Raw genomic sequence first — 16683 nt, 5'->3', positions numbered from 1 at the left:
CTAGTCCTGCCCTTCGAATTGTTCGGCTTCAGCGGCAGCCTGCGCAGCAGCGTCCTGTATCATCGGCACCGCAACTGGGTTTTGTAGGCCCAGCACAAAGGCCCGTCCATAACCCCAGATTTGCAGCACAAGCCGCAAGCAAAGTACCGAAAACGCAATAGGTGCCAGTAACTTGGCAGGCCAGAGCGGGATGCCAATGTCGATCGAGCTGTCCCGGCTCCACAGAGGTGCGCCAAAGTCGAATGATCTGTCGAAATGGGACCAGCTGCCCCAGACCAATGCCAACATGAGCACCAGGATGAGAACGACCGAAATCAACTCGAACAGCCACAAAGCCCGTCCGTGTAGCCGCGAAATGACAATATCCATCCGGATATGGCCCCCATCGCGTTGTACGTAAGAGATACCTAGAAACGCAATCAAGGGCATGGCTTGCTCGATCCAATCGACATAGCCCGGCAATGGCGCGTTATAGGCGTTGCGCCCGCTCACCGAGACAACTGCCAGCACCATTAACCCGAACACGGCAATTCCGCTGATCAGTGCAAGCGTACGCTCGGCCCTTAACAGCAGCTGGTCCAGCCTGCTCAGACGGCTATCATCCGCAAGCACCGTCGCCTGTCCTGCCATTCCGCTGGCCCTTTCTGTATTGGAATCAGTGTCCGGGTACCGCGCTGGGTACCCGGAACGCGTGATCAGTTCCCGCCACGCTGTTGTTTCAGCGTCAGTTGAACAAGATCATATAGATCCTGCGCAGGCAGACCCTGCGCGGACATGTCAGCGATCCATTGCTCGCGGATCGGATCAGCAGCCTTGGTGCGGAATTCCTCCAGCACGGCTTCGTCGATCTGAACTTTCTGCACGCCTTTTTCGGTCAACACACCATCCCACTGCTCCAGCAGACCGCCGTAATTGGCGAGATAATGGGCAATGGCCTCGTCGACAGAACTGTTAAGCGCTTCGCGATGTTCTGCAGGCAGCGCTTCGTAGGCGTCGATATTGACCACAACCGGACAGTTTACAGTGCCGGGGTTCAGGTTGGCCGTCCACCAGTCGGCTTCGTTGATGGTGCCGAAAGACAAATGTGCGTGCTGAGCAAAGGCCACTGTATCAACAACACCGGATTCCATCGCATTAAACGCCTCGGTCGCGGGCACCGATGTTGGAACACCGCCAACGGCCTCAAACGCCTTACCCAGCCCGCCGGTCGCACGTACACGCATGCCGTCAAAATCGGCAAGCGTTGAGCGCGGATCACCGGTTCCAACGATATTATACTGGGGCATTGGCGACGTCATGATGATCCGGGCATTCCACTGAGCCATCTCATCCTTAACGGCGGGATGATCATATACAGCGTGGCTGACGGCCACCTCTTCTTCCAAATTGTTCACACCCAGGAACGGCAGTTCAAGTACAGTGATCGCCCGATTTTTGTCGCGGTGATAGCCTGCGCAGAACTGCGCCATCTCGAATGCACCGATCTCAATCCCGTCCAGATTCTCCTTCGGCTTTGACAGCCCGCCATAGCTGACATTGATCGTGAATTCGCCACCGGTTTTTTCGCTGACCAGTTCAGCCAGTTTCTCGACATGTTCGGTAAAGGCCCGGCGTTTGCCCCAGACCGAAGCATTCCATTCTGTTGCTGCAGCTTCGGTAACGAATGCAACAGTCAGGGCGGCGACGGCGGCACCGCTCAACATTTTAGTCATAGTGAATTCTCCCATTGATGCGCCCCCTTTTTTGGGTCGCTTGCGCGTAAAGCTAGCGCCAACATCGATATGTGCCAACCCCTGCCAGACCACCCACAAAAATCTGCAAACCGCCCGCCAGCGCTAACAATCATAAGGTGTATATGAAATGTGTAAATTTCACGGGCAAGCACTTTGAAAACAGTGAAAATGTGGTTAACATCTATATTGCTGTTTTAAATATGTTTTTTTACTATCTTACGATTTCCTTTACAAATCCCCCAGAGGGAATGAAATTTATTAACAAATAAACCCTGCTATTTCTGTAATTTATTTCTTTGTTTTCTGATCTCCGTATTATCCTGCATCGGGAGGAAACAGGTCGACATTGCCTGTTCAGCGGGCAAGATTGTCCCAGTGAATTTAAGTCCAGAGGGAGGAACCTCAGAATGACAACCGCTGCTCAGGCAGATGCCAAAGTTTATCCGCCATCCGCAGAAATTTCAGCGCGTGCGCATGTCGATGCCAAGAAATACGGCGAAATGTACACGGCTTCTATAAACGACCCCGTTGCATTCTGGGGCGAACAAGGCAAACGCGTTGACTGGATCAAACCCTATACCCAAGTGAAAGACGTCAGCTATGATTTGGGCTCGGTCGGGATCAACTGGTATGCGGATGGCACTCTGAACGTTTCAGCCAACTGCCTGGATCGTCATCTGAATACACGCGGCGATCAGACTGCGATCATCTGGGAACCTGATGACCCGAATGAACCCGCCCAACACATCACCTATGCCGAACTGCACCGCCGTACCTGCCGGATGGCAAATATCCTGGTTTCCATGGGCGTGCGCAAAGGCGACCGTGTGGTCATTTATCTTCCGATGATCCCCGAGGCTGCATATGCCATGCTGGCGTGCGCACGTATCGGCGCAATCCACTCTATTGTTTTTGCAGGGTTTTCCCCCGATGCCCTGGCTGCACGCGTCAACGGATGCGACGCCAAGGTTCTGATTACAGCTGATGAGGCCCCTCGCGGCGGCCGTAAGACACCGTTGAAGTCAAACGCAGACGCGGCCCTGCTACACTGCAAGGACACGGTGAAATGCTTGGTTGTCAAGCGTACCAACGGCCAGACCACATGGATCGACGGGCGCGACTACGACTATAACGAAATGGCGCTCGAGGCGGATGACTATTGCGCGCCTGCGGAAATGGACGCCGAAGACCCTCTGTTCATTCTGTATACCTCCGGGTCGACCGGTCAGCCGAAAGGTGTGGTGCATACCACCGGCGGATATCTGGTCTATGCGGCAATGACGCATGAGATCACCTTCGATTACCATGAAGGCGACGTCTATTGGTGTACCGCCGATGTCGGTTGGGTGACCGGCCACAGCTATATCGTCTATGGCCCGCTGGCCAATGGCGCGACCACGCTGATGTTCGAAGGTGTTCCGACCTATCCGGATGCATCCCGCTTTTGGCAGGTCTGTGAAAAGCACAAGGTCAATCAATTCTACACGGCCCCTACCGCTTTGCGCGCCCTGATGGGGCAAGGCAATGAATGGGTCGAGAAATGCGATCTGAGCGATCTGCGCACGCTGGGCACTGTGGGTGAGCCGATCAACCCGGAAGCGTGGAACTGGTACAATGACGTTGTCGGCGGTGGGCGCTGCCCGATCGTGGACACCTGGTGGCAAACCGAAACCGGTGGTCACCTGATGACCCCCCTGCCCGGCGCCCACGCGATGAAGCCCGGCTCGGCCATGAAGCCGTTCTTTGGCATCCAGCCTGTGGTTCTGGACCCGCAATCCGGGGTCGAGATCGACGGCAATGGCGTCGAAGGCGTGCTGTGCATCAAGGACAGCTGGCCCGGCCAGATGCGTACGGTCTGGGGCGATCATGAACGGTTCGAGAAGACTTATTTCTCGGACTACAAAGGCTACTACTTCACCGGTGACGGCTGCCGCCGGGACGAGGATGGCGATTACTGGATCACCGGACGTGTGGACGATGTGATCAACGTCTCGGGGCACCGCATGGGTACGGCCGAGGTCGAAAGCGCTCTGGTGGCACATGCTGCCGTGGCCGAGGCCGCGGTTGTGGGCTATCCCCATGATATCAAGGGGCAAGGCATCTATTGCTATGTCACCTTGATGAATGATCGCGAACCCTCGGACGAGCTTGTGAAAGAGCTGCGCACCTGGGTTCGGACCGAGATCGGACCGATTGCCAGCCCGGATGTGATCCAATGGGCTCCTGGCCTGCCAAAAACCCGCTCGGGCAAGATCATGCGCCGTATCCTGCGTAAGATCGCCGAGAATGATTTTGGATCGCTCGGTGACACATCGACCTTGGCTGATCCGTCCGTGGTCGACAACTTGATCGAAAACCGCGCAAGCAAGTGAGGATGTGATGGACGCTGCCACGATCACTACACCCACCGTACTGATCCTTCTCGGCCCCCCGGGCGCCGGGAAGGGTACACAGGCCCGTATGCTCGAAGACAAGTTCGGGCTTGTCCAACTCAGCACGGGTGACCTGTTACGGGCGGCAGTTGCCGCGGGAACCGAAGCCGGAAAAGCCGCCAAAGCTGTCATGGAGGCGGGTGATCTGGTCAGTGACGATATCGTAATTGCAATCCTGCGGGATCGTCTGGCCGAACCGGACTGCGCCAAGGGCGTCATTCTGGACGGCTTCCCCCGCACCACGGTTCAGGCACAGGCGCTGGACGCGCTGCTGTCAGAGACCGGTCAGCAGATCAACGCAGCCATCAGTCTTGAGGTTGAAGACGCTGAAATGGTGATCCGTATTTCCGGCCGTTACACATGTGCCGGATGTGGCGAAGGGTTCCATGACCGGTTCAAAACGCCCGCAGTCGAAGGCAAATGCGACAAATGCGGCAAGACCGAGTTCAAGCGCCGCGCAGATGACAATGCTGAAACCGTCGCCTCACGGCTGGCTGCCTATCACGCGCAGACCGCGCCGCTGATCACTTATTACCAAGACCATGGCGTTCTGAAAGGTCTGAACGCCATGGGCAATATCGAAGACATCGCCGGCAATCTGGAACGGATCGTCAGCGACACAATGAACTAGGGGAATATGGCCCGCCCTCAATAAGGGCCGAATTCCTAAAGGAAAACTTCAAAGGACCCGCTCTGGCGGACCAGAGAAGTCTTGCCTGATGCCACCTGGCATCAAGCATATCGAAAAGTGGCCCCGCGCGCTGGAGGGTTAGGACAACGGGCCGCTCAAAGAGGAAGCGAAGGAGGAACCCGCGATGGCGGATCAATCAACACACTCCGCGCAGACTGCCGAAGCCGATAAGGGCTATTGGCAGGCCAACCTGCGTCTTATCTACATCAGCCTGGTGATCTGGGCGCTGGTGTCGTTTGGATTCGGCATTTTGCTGCGTCCACTTCTGTCCGGCATTTCCGTCGGCGGAACCGATCTCGGCTTTTGGTTCGCGCAACAGGGATCCATCTTGGTCTTTCTGCTGCTGATCTTCAACTATGCCTGGCGGATGAACAAGCTAGACGCTGAATACGGCGTTGAGGAGGAGTAAGGCCCTATGGACCAGTTTACCATCAACCTGCTGTTTGTGGGCGCGTCCTTTGCGCTTTACATCGGCATCGCGATCTGGGCCCGTGCTGGGTCCACATCAGAATTCTACGCCGCCGGTCGCGGCGTTCACCCGGTCACCAACGGTATGGCGACAGCGGCAGACTGGATGTCTGCGGCCTCGTTCATCTCGATGGCGGGCCTCATCGCCTTTACCGGCTATGACAACTCGTCCTTCCTGATGGGTTGGACCGGTGGTTATGTGCTGCTGGCGCTGCTTCTTGCCCCTTACCTGCGTAAGTTCGGCAAGTTCACCGTGTCAGAGTTCATCGGCGACCGCTTTTACAGCCAGACCGCGCGTATCGTGGCGGTGATCTGTCTGATCGTAGCGTCTGTGACCTACGTGATCGGCCAGATGACCGGCGTTGGCGTAGCTTTTGGCCGCTTCCTTGAAGTGTCAAACACCACCGGGTTGTTAATTGGTGCAGCCGTTGTTTTCGCCTACGCGGTGTTTGGGGGGATGAAGGGCGTGACCTACACACAGGTCGCTCAGTACTGCGTGCTGATCACCGCCTACACAATCCCAGCCATCTTTATTTCCCTGCAACTGACTGGCAATCCGGTTCCGGCTCTGGGTCTGTTTGGTGATACCGCCAGCGGTGAACCGCTGCTGACCAAGCTGGATGCGATCGTGACCGAGTTGGGCTTTAACGAATACACCGCCCACCACTCGGACACGCTGAACATGGTGCTGTTCACGCTGTCGCTGATGATCGGTACGGCCGGTCTGCCGCACGTAATCATGCGTTTCTTCACCGTGCCGAAAGTGGCTGATGCCCGCTGGTCTGCCGGTTGGGCGCTGGTGTTCATCGCACTGCTTTACCTGACCGCCCCTGCGGTTGGCGCAATGGCCCGTCTAAACATCAGTGACATGATGTGGCCAAATGGCGGCATCGAAGGTGGCGCCGTATCCGTCGAAGATATCGACAACGACGCCCGTTATGACTGGATGGCCACATGGAAGAAAACCGGCCTGCTGGACTGGGAAGACAAGAACGGCGACGGCAAGATCCAGTACTATAACGACAAGAATGCCGACATGCAGGCGCTTGCGGAAGAGAAGGGCTGGGTCGGAAACGAGCTGACCAAGTTCAACCGTGACATCCTGGTTCTGGCCAACCCCGAAATTGCCAACCTGCCGGGTTGGGTGATCGGTCTGGTCGCTGCCGGTGGTCTTGCGGCTGCTCTGTCGACCGCTGCGGGCCTGTTGCTGGCGATCTCGTCCGCTGTGTCACACGACCTGATCAAAGGCGCGATCAACCCGCAGATTTCGGAAAAATCCGAGCTTCTGTCGGCGCGGATCGCAATGGGCGTGGCCATTGTTGTGGCGACATATCTGGGCCTGAACCCTCCGGGTTTTGCAGCGCAGACCGTTGCCCTGGCGTTTGGTCTGGCAGCTGCCTCGATCTTCCCGGCGCTGATGATGGGGATCTTCTCGACCCGCATCAACAACACCGGTGCGGTTGCTGGTATGCTGGCTGGTCTGACTGTGACCCTGGTCTACATCTTCCTGCACAAGGGCTGGTTGTTCATTCCGGATACCAACTCGTTCACGGATGCTGATCCTCTGTTGGGTACGATCAAGTCGACTTCGTTCGGTGCGATCGGTGCATTGGTCAACTTCACTGTCGCCTATGTGGTGGCTGGCATGACCAAGGAAACCCCGCAAGAGATCAAGGATCTGGTCGAAAGCGTCCGCATTCCCCGTGGCGCGGGTGCCGCTCAGGATCACTGAGTAGAGATGCGGCCCCTGAGCACCTTGCCAAAGGCCGTGTCTTTCGACTGACTACTCCCGCCCGGCATTCCACCGGGCGGGATTTTTCGAATAGAAACCGAGGAGTATCCGATGCCCCTGCCCCAAGCCGAGATCACGCGGTTTCTGAAATCCGTTCACCCTTATGACGCCCTGCCCGCCGATGATCTGGCAACGCTGTCTGATCAGATCGAAGTTTGGGAGGTCGAAGAAGGATCCCCGGTGTATCAACTGGGCGCGCCCCTGCCCGGCGTATTCGTGATTTACGAAGGACAGGTTGAAATCACTGACAGGAACGGCGCGATTGTCTCTCATCTGGGGCTGCGCAATTCTTTCGGGGAACGCGGTTTACTGAAAGACGGTAAAGCCGCGACCAAAGCGCAGGCGCACGCAAACTCGGTTTTTCTGGTGATCCCGCCCAACCTGATCCGAGACCTCATTGACGAACATGAAATCGTCGCCAAATTCTTTGATCGGACCCGCACGGAACGCTCCAGCCCCCAAAGCCTTGCAACCAGCGCTATCGACGTTCTGATGGCACATAACCCCGCAACCTGCCCCCCTATTACCACCGTTCGCGAAGCGGCGCAGATGATGAGGGACAGACATATTTCCTCTCTCTGCATCACCGAGGGGGACATTCTTTTGGGGATCGCCACCTTACGAGATATCTCGGGCAAATACGTTGCCGATGGGATGTCTGTGGATACCCCTGTATCGGCAATAATGACGGCAAACCCGGTGACGCTGTCGCCGTCGGATATCGGATCGGATGTTCTTCACATCATGATGGAGCGCGGCATCGGCCATATTCCGGTATCCGAAGCTGGGCGTCTGGTCGGAATTGTCACCCAGACAGACCTGACCCACTATCAGGCGGTCAATTCCGCCGAGTTGGTGCGCCGGATAGCAAATGCGCAAACCGCGCAGCAGATGGCAGAAGTGACCGAAGAGATTCCCCAGCTTCTGGTCCAGCTTGTCGCTGCCGGAAATCGCCACGAGATCGTTACGCGCCTGATTACCGATATCGCCGACACAGCCACCAGACGTTTGCTGGCAATGGCGGAAAAACAGCTTGGACCACCACCTGTGCCTTACCTATGGCTGGCCTGTGGATCGCAGGGACGACAGGAACAAACCGGGGTGTCGGATCAGGACAACTGCTTGATGCTGGATGACAAAGTAACCGATGACGACCTGCTATATTTCCAGGCACTGGCAAAAATCGTGTCGGACGGGCTGGATAAATGTGGGTACTTTTATTGCCCGGGCGACATGATGGCGACAAATCCACGCTGGTGCCAACCGGTAAGTGTCTGGCGTGATTATTTTCGCGGGTGGATCGCCAAACCAAACCCCGAGGCGCAGATGCTGGCCTCGGTCATGTTCGACCTGCGCCCCATTGGCGGCGCATTTCACCTGTTCGATGACCTGCAGGCCGAAACGCTGGCCGCGGCCCAAGCGAATTCAATCTTTGTGGCACATATGATCTCGAACTCGTTAAAGCACACGCCGCCGCTGGGCCTGTTACGCGGGTTTGCCACGGTACGCTCGGGTGAGCATCGCAACACGCTGGATCTAAAGCATAATGGCGTGGTGCCTGTGGTTGACCTGGCCCGGATATACAGCCTTCAGGGGCAACTGTCCCAGGCCAATACACGTGCCCGCCTGAAAGCAGCTGGGGCGGCAGGCGTCCTCAGCCCCTCAGGTACCCGCGACCTGCTGGACGCTTACGATCTGATCGCCGAAACGCGGCTGGACCATCAGGCCCGTCTGGTGAAAGGCAACAAGAAGCCGGACAATTTCCTGCCCCCTTCCGATCTTTCGGACTTTGAGCGAAGTCATCTGCGAGATGCCTTTGTCGTGGTAAAAACAATGCAATCGGCGGTCGGCCACGGTAAAGGAATGCTGGGCTAAACCCTCAGGAACCTTGGAGAGTATTCATGTTCTTAGAACTGATCGGCACGATATTTGCAGGCGTCGCCCTAGCCGGCATCGTGATGGTGATCAACAAACTGACAGGTGGACGCCTGCCTCGTTGGTCCGCACCAGTCGCGGCGGGCATTGGCATGATCGGGATGACGATCAACAGCGAGTATTCATGGTTTGACCGCACGCGCGATACGCTTCCAGATGGTCTGATCATCATTCAAGAGGTCGAAAGCCGCGCTTTGTACCGTCCCTGGACCTATGCGATGCCCTTTGTTGATCGTTTTGCCGCAATCGACACCCTATCTGTGCGCACCAATGACCAAGTGCCTGAGCAGCGCCTCGTTGAACTGTATTTCTTTGGTCGCTGGGCACCGGTTTCAAAATTGCCGGTCGCTGTGGATTGCGACAAGAACCAACGCGCCAATCTGGCGGATGGGGCAGAGTTTGGTGACAACGGCCAGTTGCTGAACGCCGATTGGGTAACAGGCTCTACCAACGATCCGATCATCGAGGCCACTTGCGGAGTGTAACATGCTGACCCGATTAAGCCTGCGCCTGCGGATTTTCCTGTTCTTCTGCCTACTGGCGGTCGGCGGGGTTGCCGTCAGCTCGGTTGCGCTTTGGGTCAGCTACAGGCGGGCGGCGGATCCGGCCCTTTTTGACGCGTTTATCTTTGCAGAGATCGTCATCGGGTTCGGTCTGCTGGCCCTGATCGCCGCTGTCTGGCTATTGTTCGACGATAATGTCGCCAAGCCGATCGAAAGGCTTTCCGCTGAACTGCGCGCACGAGCGCATGCCGGTGTCAGCCGCGACCTCGATCTGCAAGCCGCGCGGTATCTTGGCGACCTGGCCCCTGCGGCTGCCGGTCTGGCCAACCAACTGTCCGACAAGACCATGGCCGTGGCAGAGGCTGTCGCTGCTGAAACCGAGCATCTGGCTGCGGAACAGCAAAGGCTTAGGGCGCTTTTGACTGAAATTCCTGTAGCCATATTGCTGGCTAGCGCCTCTCACAGGCTCGTTTTGTATGACGGACAGGCGGCCGAGGTTCTGGCACAGATTTCGCATCCACGCCTGAATGCGCCACTGTTCGATTACTTCCAGCCAGACGCGCTGCAGAAAGCCTATGCTAAACTGACCAAGACCGGGATGGAGGCATCCTGTTCGCTGACCAGCATTGATGGGGCGCAGACCTATTCAGCCCGCATGAAACCGCTGGGGGAAACTTCCGGCTATATGCTAATCCTAGATGACAGCGCCGCCAATATAGCGCCTGAGGCTGCCAGACCTCTGGTCTATGACTTTGGTTTGCTGAACACATCCACCGACCAATCATTCGAGACATTGCCTCTGCGCGAGCTTTGTTTTGTTGTCTTCGACACCGAAACCACAGGCCTGCTGCCGCACAAAGACGAGATCGTCCAGATCGGCGCAGTCCGTGTGGTAAATGGACGGATGGTCGAAGGCGAAAGGTTGGATATGCTGGTGAACCCGGTCATGCCGATCCCTGCCGCCTCGACCAAGGTTCACAAGATTACGGATCGAATGGTCGAAGGCGCGCCGAAAATCGCCGAAGCCGGGCGTATCTTTCACGAATTCGCGCGAAATGCTGTAATCGTGGCTCATAATGCACCTTTTGATATGGCGTTTCTACGACGCCACGCCGACCGTATGAAAGTTGAGTGGACGCATCCCGTACTGGATACGGTCCTGCTATCAGCGGTCCTGTTCGGCGCCAGCGACACGCACACTTTGGACGCGCTGTGCGAACGGCTGGACATTACAATTCCGCATGAGCTGCGCCATACGGCATTGGGTGATGCAGTTGCCACCGCCGAGGCGCTGGTTCGGATGCTTCCGATGCTGCAAGCGCGCGGGATGAATACGTTTGGCGAGGTCATCGAAGCAACCCGCCGGCACGGTCGTCTGCTTGAGGACCTGAACTGAGGGCGAAATATGCACCTCAGGCGCAGCTTTTCATGGACAATCCCGACTTGCCGTGGCACCTGAGGCGCGGCCACAGAATGAGCGTGAGATGACGGACCGCACCTTCACCCCAACCCCGGACAACAGCACCGCGTTTCGCGAGGCATTGGGGTGTTTTGGAACCGGCGTCACCGTTGTCACCACCGAAACTGCGCTGGGGCCCCGCGCAATCACGGTCAATTCGTTTTCCTCGGTCTCGCTGACGCCTCCGCTGGTGCTGTGGTGCCTGGCGAAGGATTCAAACCGGTTCGACGCTTTCAAAGACTGCGATCACTATTCGATCCATGTGATGGCTGAGGAACAGCAGGAACAGGCCCTAAAATTCGCGCGCGCGGGTGCGGATTTTTCACATGCCAACTGGGCCGCAGATCACCGTGGTCGCCCTCGTCTGGCGGATTGTCTGGCGCGGTTCGACTGCCAGCTTCATGCCCGGCACGAGGCAGGGGATCATCTGATCATCGTGGGTGAAGTCGAACAGGCCATGTACCGCACCGGCAAAGGCCTGATCTTCAAACGCGGTCAATTCGGCGGCTTTGCTGATCTGCTATAAGCCCTATTCGTCCAGCGATCCGTGGACCGCCAGCGCCTCAAGCTGGGTTTCCTGCGGTGTGATGATGCGAAACGCCTCAAGCACCCCGGTTTCAGACAGCTCGCGGGCGACGGTCAGCAGAGTATTGGCGGCGTGTTCATCACATAGCTCTGCCATATGCGCGATCTCTTCCTGCGCAACACCCAGGGCGGCCTCGACCGATGGGGCCCCGTAGAATTGCACGAAATGTTCCGCCAAATTCCGGGCAATCTGGTCGATCTCGGCCTGTTCAATCTGCGTCACCGCTACAAAGGTCACCCGGCCGAATGTCTCAACCCCTAACCAACCATTCGCAAAGGCCTGGCGGGCTTTACCCTCCAAATCGCCTTCGCCCCAATTCGAAAACTCGAACCCGCCTGAAATGCACCACTCACCCGTTCGCGCCGGAGAATGAAACACATTCGTGTCGCTTTCATCGAAATGGATCGCACGGGCCAGTTTCATCATCCGTTCTCCAGTAAGTCAGTCAGCGGGTGCAGGCGGGTGTCCGCACCATTGCGGATAAGCATGCCAAACCGTTCATCAGTGCCCAAAAAGACCCCGATCTCGCCGAAGGGTTCGCCAACACCACGCAACAAACCCAACCATTCGCTGTGCAACGGCGCGTTGCCGTCTTCTTGCCAACGGTTGAGCCAGGTCAGCATATGGCGTGACCAGCTTTCAATCAGCTGGACAGGCTGGACCTCGGCACACCCTTCATCATAGAGCGCTGTGATATCCGGGGTCTGGCCTGGCGCAGTGCTGGTCTGTATCAAGGCCAGCTCCCAGCCGACAATCAACCAGTCAGGCTCAATCTGAGGATCTGAAGTCGACGCAGCAACCTGAAACTTGCCGCAGGTCGCACCATTCACACAGATAGGGCCACCCCAGTCCAGATGAACGGCAACCTCGGGCGGGGCCAGAGCGCCCAGCGCATTCTGAAACCCAACTCCGCAAAGCGGCAACATCACCATGGCATCCTGCAATGGAACCTCAGGTGCAAATACAATGGCAACGCGCAAACGGTTGGCCTGAATGTTGTAGACCACCGTTCCGGCATCACAGCCCAGCGCTGCCATCGCCTGGGCGCGTTCGAACGGGTCTTCCCCGCCCTGAACGCCATGTCCAGTCAGCAACGGAGGAAAGACCGGCTGGGTCATGCATTGCCCTTGGTGATCATGTCGCGGGCAATCTTGCGGAAAGCTTCGGCCTGTGCGCTGTCCGGCTTGCTGACAACGATGGGCGCGCCCCCATCCGCCGCAACCCGGATATCCAGATGCAGCGGAATCTCACCAAGCAGCGGAATGCCCAGCGCCTCGGCCTCGGCGGCGACGCCGCCATGGCCGAACACATGTTCCTCATGCCCGCAATTCGAACAGATATGGGTCGACATATTCTCGATCATTCCAATAATCGGCGTCTTGAGCTGATTGAACATATCGATCCCTTTGCGCGCGTCGATCAGGGCCACGTCCTGCGGGGTCGACACCACGATGGCCCCGTCCACCTTGAACTTCTGGCTGAGCGTCAGTTGCACATCGCCGGTGCCCGGCGGTAGGTCGACAATCAATACATCCAATGCTCCCCACTGAACCTGCCCCATCATCTGCTGAAGCGCGCCCATCAGCATCGGACCACGCCAGACGACCGCCTGCCCTTCGTTGGTCATCAGTCCCATCGACATCATCGTGACGCCATGATTGCGCAGGGGCAGGATCGTTTTGCCATCCGGGCTGGCCGGGCGGCCAGAGACACCCAGCATCCGAGGCTGTGATGGGCCATAGACATCAGCATCCAACAACCCGACACGCCGCCCTTCTGCAGCCAAAGCACAAGCCAGATTTGCGGATACGGTGGATTTACCGACTCCGCCCTTACCGGATGCAACGGCGATGATCCGATCGACACCCGGAACGGCCTGCGGACCTGTCTGAGATGGTTTCGGCTTGGGCTTCAGTTCAGGCGGGGCCTTTTCGGAATGCGCGGTCATCATGGCGGAAACCTTGTCGACCCCCTCCACCAACTGCGCAGCATGCTCGGCGGCGGCGCGCACCGGCTCCATCCGCTCTGCCTGTTTCGGATCAATCTCAAGCACAAAGCGCACTGTATCGCCATCGACATTCAACGCGCGGACAACTCCGGCGCTGACGATATCCTGGCCTGAAACCGGATCGGTGATTTTCTTCAGGTTCGCCAGAACCGCGTCACGAACACTCATGCCATTACCCTTTTGGTTTGCCCGGTCGTTGGGATACGTTTCATTGCATGTGTCTCCGTCTTTTTTTCGTTCATTTGACGCATTCGGGCGCAGGCCGATAAGCTGCCTCCATGCGGGTTACCTTCTTTTGCCTGAGCTTGCTGCTCTCTGCTACCCCCTCTTGGTCGCAAGAGGCGCTGGGGCTTGCCGCCCCGGATGAGGTTACAGACTCTGGTCTGTTGCAACATATTCTTCCGCGTTTTTCTCTCAAGACCGGGATACGCGTCGTTGCGGACGATACCGGCGCTATGTCTCTGGGTGGATCACCGCCAGGCGATCCGGTTTTCGCGCGTCACGGGGTCACTTACCACCTGCGCATACTGGACGACACAAAGCAGCTTCGGTTTCGGGACTGGCTGCTGTCTGACATCGGCAAGCGCACCGTTGAGAGTTTCGCGCCCGAAAGCGGCCCGCCCTATTCCGCCAGCTTAACGGTCGAGGCCGCGACCGAGACCGACAAGATCGACGGCGACGCTGTCCTGGGTGCGGAGCTGTCGATGACCCATTGCGGGCGCTGCCATGTGATCGGTCCGCAGAACCAGATGAACGGGCTTGGCTCCACCCCCTCATTCGCTGTGCTGCGGGCGATGCCAGACTGGTCTGATAGGTTTCAGGCCTTCTTTGCCCTGAACCCTCATCCTGCTTTTACGCAGATTGAGGACGTAACCCCGCCCTTTGACCCTCTGCGTCCTTCGCCAATCCACCCGGTCGAGATGACGCTGGAGGAGTTAGAGGCGATTCTGGCCTTTGTCTCGGCCATCGAGGCAGCAGATCTGGGCGCGCCGCTACAGCTTCAATGATCCTTTCTTTTCGAGAAATAGTCCTCGGTCGTGACGACTTTGGGTTTCGGGTTTGACTGAAACGGGTTGTCCTTGTGCTGGAACTGCGCGTTCACACGACAGTTGTCACACATCTGGATCATGCGCGCCTGTTCGGATGTCGCAAACATCGGATGCGTACCAGACAGCTTTTCCATGATACGTTCGACGGTCGATTTGACACCAAAGAGGGCACCGCATTCCACACACGCAAAAGGGTCTTCTTCGTTCAACACGTCCTGAGACAGGGCCGCATCACTTAAATCCAGTTGCGGTACCAGAGTTATCGCATTCTCGGGGCAGATTGTTCGGCATAGGCCACATTGCAGACAGGCATCCTGTTGGAAGTTCAGCTGCGGCATATCCGGGTTGTCGGCCAAAGCGCCTGACGGACAAAGGGACACGCAGCTGAGGCACAATGTACAGGCGTCCGTATCCACCGCGATGGCCCCATAGGGTGCATTCTCGGGCAAGGGCAACGGGGCTGCGGCCTGCGGGTTCAGCGCCTGTGCGGCCAGTCGCGTAATCTGCCTGCGATTTCCCAGCGGCAGAACCGTGTCGGCCAAGGGGGGCGGCACGTCCTGCGCATATAGCAGGTCGGACAGCGCATCGGGATCAGCCTCATCGATCAGTGCCAACACTGCAGTCCCAGCGATAGCCTGCGCCAGCGCCAGTTCGCGATCCAAGGCATCCCTTTCGGTTGTTGGGGCCAGCAGCACATCAACCCGCGCAAACCCATGCGCCAGCGCGGCCAGCATCTCGGCATGGCCAAAGCCCGAGATCACGTTCAGTTCTAGCGGGATCACATCCGCTGGAATCCCGCGTCCGAAACGGGCGGACAGGCGGATCATTTCGGCCCCATGCGCGTCATGCACCAACAGCCGGGGTGCTTGCCCGCCTGCACGCCGGTAGGTGCGCGACAGAATGTGCATCCGTGACAGCAGCGCAGAAACGGGCGGATCCTCGTAAGTTATCGCGGTAGATGGGCAAACCGCCGCGCATTCTCCGCACCCTGCGCAAACCATAGGGTCGATGGCTACATGTTCGCCCGCAGGGGTGATCGCCCCCGTCGGGCAGATATCCAGGCAATTCGTACACCCGACCTGTTCTGCACGGGAATGCGCACATAGGGATTCTTCCAACCGGACATAGAGAGGCTTTTCAAATGTCCCGACCAGTTGCATGGCCTCAAACGCCAGCCGTTCGACAGCGACCGCATCTTTGGGATCAGCTCGCAAATACCCTTCGCGCTTGGCTGGGGCCTGAACCAGAGGCGTGCCGCCGGTCAGATCCACAACCATATCGCATGAGGAGTTCGCCCCATCGCGCGGTTCGGTCCAGCCAAAGGCCCCGCGCCCACCGGGTTCAAGCTGTTGCAACGCATCCAGCTTTATCGAAAACCCGCCCAGCGCACCTTTCACAGTACGAACGCGCCCGCGCACCACATCAAAGCTGCGCGACATGGGGTCCATGTCATCAGTAGCCAAGACCGTCACGGCCAACTGGTCCGACAGGCGTTCTGCCACTTCAAAGCTCAGCGCGCCGGGCCCGACGATGAAACACGTCCCTTCGCTGACCACATCGACACTGGGTGTGATCGGCTGAGGCAACACCGCCTCAGCAGCCAGCGCGGCCATTTTGGGGGCAGCATCCTGCCCTTGTTCAGACCACCCAGCACGATCGCGAAGATCGACAAACCCTGGCACCTCGACACCTAACTCATCGGCCAATGCCAGAAAAACATCCTGCTCTTGTGTACAGGCTATTACGACTTTGCCCTCTTGCAGCGGCTGTGCGACGCTTTCCAGTTCTTTCGTACATAATGCGGTGTGAATTCTGGAGCAGGCGACATCGCAAGCTGACGATAGTTTCTCAGCGTCAATGGTTTGCGTTCCCGCGCAGTCACATAGCAGCAATCTTGTTCCCATAACCTCCCCCGGATGTCCTCCCCAGTCCAAGGTAAGCTTAGAACCTCTGAAGAAAGTAGCAATGCCCGTGGGGGTCGGATCGCCGGAACAAAGCCCGATAAGAGCCGCGAGGACCGTAAACAA

The 16683-nt window shown here is 57.7% G+C and carries 15 protein-coding genes; 9 read left to right on the top strand and 6 right to left on the bottom strand.

From position 1 onward, the window contains the following. On the bottom strand, positions 1-630 hold the full coding sequence (locus tag AC2FFF_RS00980; RefSeq protein WP_142634321.1) for a TRAP transporter small permease subunit: 630 nt from the start codon (positions 628-630) through the stop codon (positions 1-3). Positions 631-695: 65 nt separating this feature from the next. Continuing rightward, positions 696-1712, bottom strand: coding sequence for a C4-dicarboxylate TRAP transporter substrate-binding protein (locus tag AC2FFF_RS00975; protein WP_496695146.1), 1017 nt, complete (start codon positions 1710-1712; stop codon positions 696-698). A 428-nt stretch (positions 1713-2140) separates the two neighbouring features. Between AC2FFF_RS00975 and acs the strand changes: the two genes are divergently transcribed. The 8 genes from acs to AC2FFF_RS00935 all read left to right on the top strand — a co-directional run bounded on the left by acs (position 2141) and on the right by AC2FFF_RS00935 (position 11539). After that, on the top strand, positions 2141-4105 hold the full coding sequence (gene acs / locus AC2FFF_RS00970) for an acetate--CoA ligase (RefSeq protein ID WP_142634325.1): 1965 nt from the start codon (positions 2141-2143) through the stop codon (positions 4103-4105). Positions 4106-4112: 7 nt separating this feature from the next. Further along, positions 4113-4796, top strand: a complete 684-nt coding sequence (locus AC2FFF_RS00965) for an adenylate kinase (protein WP_142634327.1) — start codon at positions 4113-4115, stop codon at positions 4794-4796. A 184-nt stretch (positions 4797-4980) separates the two neighbouring features. Continuing rightward, the gene (locus tag AC2FFF_RS00960; protein WP_142634329.1) at positions 4981-5265 is read left to right on the top strand and encodes a DUF4212 domain-containing protein; all 285 of its coding nucleotides are present in this window, start codon (positions 4981-4983) and stop codon (positions 5263-5265) included. Between the two features lie 6 nt (positions 5266-5271). Then, a complete protein-coding gene (locus AC2FFF_RS00955) occupies positions 5272-7056 on the top strand; it encodes a sodium:solute symporter family protein (RefSeq protein WP_142634331.1) in 1785 nt (594 codons plus the stop codon). A gap of 111 nt (positions 7057-7167) precedes the next feature. Further along, complete coding sequence (locus AC2FFF_RS00950) at positions 7168-8991, top strand: DUF294 nucleotidyltransferase-like domain-containing protein (RefSeq protein ID WP_271946600.1); 1824 nt, start codon at positions 7168-7170, stop codon at positions 8989-8991. Positions 8992-9017: 26 nt separating this feature from the next. Next, complete coding sequence (locus AC2FFF_RS00945) at positions 9018-9536, top strand: hypothetical protein (protein WP_142634335.1); 519 nt, start codon at positions 9018-9020, stop codon at positions 9534-9536. A 1-nt stretch (position 9537) separates the two neighbouring features. Continuing rightward, positions 9538-10950 (top strand): 3'-5' exonuclease, encoded by a 1413-nt coding sequence (locus tag AC2FFF_RS00940; protein WP_281972237.1) that lies wholly within the window; start codon positions 9538-9540, stop codon positions 10948-10950. A gap of 88 nt (positions 10951-11038) precedes the next feature. Next, positions 11039-11539: a flavin reductase family protein gene (locus tag AC2FFF_RS00935; RefSeq protein ID WP_281972238.1), complete on the top strand. Its 501-nt coding sequence runs from the start codon at positions 11039-11041 to the stop codon at positions 11537-11539. A gap of 3 nt (positions 11540-11542) precedes the next feature. On the opposite strand, the gene AC2FFF_RS00930 is transcribed toward AC2FFF_RS00935, so the two are convergent. The 3 genes from AC2FFF_RS00930 to AC2FFF_RS00920 are packed head-to-tail and all read right to left on the bottom strand — an operon-like array spanning position 11543 to position 13775. Next, entirely contained in the window at positions 11543-12022 is a 480-nt protein-coding gene (locus AC2FFF_RS00930) for a DUF6505 family protein (protein ID WP_281972239.1), read from the bottom strand. Beyond that, a complete protein-coding gene (locus AC2FFF_RS00925; RefSeq protein ID WP_281972240.1) occupies positions 12022-12717 on the bottom strand; it encodes a biotin/lipoate--protein ligase family protein in 696 nt (231 codons plus the stop codon). Before AC2FFF_RS00925 ends, AC2FFF_RS00930 begins: the two co-directional genes overlap by 1 nt. Beyond that, a complete protein-coding gene (locus AC2FFF_RS00920) occupies positions 12714-13775 on the bottom strand; it encodes an Mrp/NBP35 family ATP-binding protein (RefSeq protein ID WP_281972241.1) in 1062 nt (353 codons plus the stop codon). The genes AC2FFF_RS00925 and AC2FFF_RS00920 overlap by 4 nt, the downstream gene beginning before the upstream one ends. A gap of 110 nt (positions 13776-13885) precedes the next feature. On the opposite strand from AC2FFF_RS00920, the gene AC2FFF_RS00915 reads away from it, so the two are divergent. Next, a complete protein-coding gene (locus AC2FFF_RS00915; protein ID WP_142634349.1) occupies positions 13886-14614 on the top strand; it encodes a c-type cytochrome in 729 nt (242 codons plus the stop codon). Here the strand turns inward: AC2FFF_RS00915 and AC2FFF_RS00910 are convergent. Continuing rightward, complete coding sequence (locus AC2FFF_RS00910; protein ID WP_281972242.1) at positions 14608-16560, bottom strand: 4Fe-4S binding protein; 1953 nt, start codon at positions 16558-16560, stop codon at positions 14608-14610. The genes AC2FFF_RS00915 and AC2FFF_RS00910 overlap by 7 nt on opposite strands. Positions 16561-16683 lie beyond the last annotated feature (123 nt).

Source organism: Ruegeria sp. YTSA226 (genome assembly GCF_059609905.1).
Note: the sequence above shows the minus strand (reverse complement) of the source record. Positions and strands in the feature narration are given on the sequence as shown.

Bases quoted from the DNA above. Each gene is read 5' to 3' on its own strand.
- AC2FFF_RS00935 (WP_281972238.1), top strand. From the start codon at position 11,039: ATGACGGACCGCACCTTCACCCCAACCCCGGACAACAGCACCGCGTTT.
- AC2FFF_RS00975 (WP_496695146.1), bottom strand. From the start codon at position 1,712: ATGACTAAAATGTTGAGCGGTGCCGCCGTCGCCGCCCTGACTGTTGCA.
- AC2FFF_RS00915 (WP_142634349.1), top strand. From the start codon at position 13,886: ATGCGGGTTACCTTCTTTTGCCTGAGCTTGCTGCTCTCTGCTACCCCC.
- AC2FFF_RS00960 (WP_142634329.1), top strand. From the start codon at position 4,981: ATGGCGGATCAATCAACACACTCCGCGCAGACTGCCGAAGCCGATAAG.
- AC2FFF_RS00930 (WP_281972239.1), bottom strand. From the start codon at position 12,022: ATGAAACTGGCCCGTGCGATCCATTTCGATGAAAGCGACACGAATGTG.
- AC2FFF_RS00950 (WP_271946600.1), top strand. From the start codon at position 7,168: ATGCCCCTGCCCCAAGCCGAGATCACGCGGTTTCTGAAATCCGTTCAC.
- AC2FFF_RS00940 (WP_281972237.1), top strand. From the start codon at position 9,538: ATGCTGACCCGATTAAGCCTGCGCCTGCGGATTTTCCTGTTCTTCTGC.
- AC2FFF_RS00925 (WP_281972240.1), bottom strand. From the start codon at position 12,717: ATGACCCAGCCGGTCTTTCCTCCGTTGCTGACTGGACATGGCGTTCAG.
- AC2FFF_RS00910 (WP_281972242.1), bottom strand. From the start codon at position 16,560: ATGGGAACAAGATTGCTGCTATGTGACTGCGCGGGAACGCAAACCATT.
- AC2FFF_RS00980 (WP_142634321.1), bottom strand. From the start codon at position 630: ATGGCAGGACAGGCGACGGTGCTTGCGGATGATAGCCGTCTGAGCAGG.
- AC2FFF_RS00955 (WP_142634331.1), top strand. From the start codon at position 5,272: ATGGACCAGTTTACCATCAACCTGCTGTTTGTGGGCGCGTCCTTTGCG.
- AC2FFF_RS00945 (WP_142634335.1), top strand. From the start codon at position 9,018: ATGTTCTTAGAACTGATCGGCACGATATTTGCAGGCGTCGCCCTAGCC.
- AC2FFF_RS00965 (WP_142634327.1), top strand. From the start codon at position 4,113: ATGGACGCTGCCACGATCACTACACCCACCGTACTGATCCTTCTCGGC.
- AC2FFF_RS00920 (WP_281972241.1), bottom strand. From the start codon at position 13,775: ATGAGTGTTCGTGACGCGGTTCTGGCGAACCTGAAGAAAATCACCGAT.
- acs (WP_142634325.1), top strand. From the start codon at position 2,141: ATGACAACCGCTGCTCAGGCAGATGCCAAAGTTTATCCGCCATCCGCA.